The organism is bacterium (assembly GCA_040755795.1).
GTDB lineage: Bacteria > UBA9089 > CG2-30-40-21 > CG2-30-40-21 > SBAY01 > JBFLXS01.
This window is the reverse complement of sequence record JBFLXS010000703.1, coordinates 1-1,307: the sequence shown is the minus strand read 5'-3', so window position 1 is coordinate 1,307 and position 1,307 is coordinate 1. Positions and strand designations below refer to the sequence as shown.

The 1,307-nt window shown below is 37.9% G+C and carries 2 protein-coding genes; both read right to left on the bottom strand.

Annotated elements, in window-relative coordinates:
• Window positions 1–299: 299 nt before the first annotated feature.
• Window positions 300–713, bottom strand: coding sequence for a type II toxin-antitoxin system VapC family toxin (locus AB1414_21075; protein MEW6609905.1), 414 nt, complete (start codon window positions 711–713; stop codon window positions 300–302).
• Window positions 713–1,003 (bottom strand): type II toxin-antitoxin system prevent-host-death family antitoxin, encoded by a 291-nt coding sequence (locus AB1414_21070; GenBank protein MEW6609904.1) that lies wholly within the window; start codon window positions 1,001–1,003, stop codon window positions 713–715. Before AB1414_21070 ends, AB1414_21075 begins: the two co-directional genes overlap by 1 nt.
• Window positions 1,004–1,307 lie beyond the last annotated feature (304 nt).

Here is a 1,307-nt window from a genome sequence, read left to right as displayed (position 1 = left end):
AATCGGTCAGTTATTGGTGGGAGAAAGGCATAAAGATTAAATTTCTCGCTAAGGCGCAAAGAACGCAAAGGAATAAATTATAATCTTTGCGAACTTTGCGTCTTTGCGAGAGAAAATTTCTATTTAGCTTTTACCACTGATAACTGAGGGATTACCGGCTGAGCTCAGGACGAAACTATTTAACCAATTACCAGTTACCAATTATCCGTTTGCAGGTTACGAAACCTGATGATGCCCCGTGCAAAACTTACTCAACACGACACCAGGGCACAAAGAATTATAAAATAAATCTTTCAATTTCATCCCTCAAGCCAATTCTCGACCCTTAAACCTTTTATCCGATTGAAATGCTTGATATTCCCTGTGACCAGAGTGGCATCATTTACTAAAGATATAGCGGCTATTCTTATATCTGGCTCTGCAAGTAATTCTCCTCTGGTTTCCAATTCTGTTCGAATCCGTCCATATTCTCTTGCTGTGTTTTCATCAAATGAAAGAATTCCACATAGAGAAGGGAATACTTCTTCTTCTATCTTTTTTATAATGAGCTGAGGATAAGGTGACTTGAAAGCCCCATAATACATCTCTCCGACGGTAATGCTTGATGTGTACTGGAATTGAGGAGGTAAATCTTTAAGCCTTTCAATAAGAGCAGAGGAAGGATTCCTTTTCATTAGGTTACTCAAGATATCCGTATCAAAGAGATATTTCATTACAAAATTACCTCTCTGTCCTTTGATTTTTCCCGCAGGGAATACACTCTTTCCACTTCTTTAACAAAGTTTTGAGCATCATCGAATTTGCCCACAATACTAATCAGTCCTTTTCTCTCTTGCTTCTTGTTTAAGGAATGGAGTAGATTAAGATATTCTGGCTTGATTATGGCCACCATAGGTCTTCCCCTTCGCTCGACGATATACTCATCGTCCTTATAAACCACCCTGGTCATCAATTCAGAAAAAGATCTTTTGGCTTCAGCAACACTTACTGATTTAATACTCATAATTCTTCCTCCCTTTTAGTTATTTTGACATAATGTCATTATGACCTATAATACATAATATCAGATTTAGATAAAATAGTCAACTGTTTTTTTTTCGTTCCGGGGCACAATACTAAATTTACCTCTCCTGAACTAAAAAGAGAGGATACTCTTTCTAACTCTCTAATTTTGAAACAGTTGGTAACTATTCAGCCTGTAGGAAAGTAGGAGAGTAGGGAAGTAGGAAAGGGGAGACATTGTCCCCAGAAGAGGAATACCGTGCACATCCTTTATCCCTTTCCTACTACCTACTTGCCTACTATTT

What these genes read in the sequence shown, in the direction of transcription:
- AB1414_21075 (MEW6609905.1), bottom strand. Translation starts at nt 713, where the DNA reads ATGAAATATCTCTTTGATACGGATATCTTGAGTAACCTAATGAAAAGG.
- AB1414_21070 (MEW6609904.1), bottom strand. Translation starts at nt 1,003, where the DNA reads ATGAGTATTAAATCAGTAAGTGTTGCTGAAGCCAAAAGATCTTTTTCT.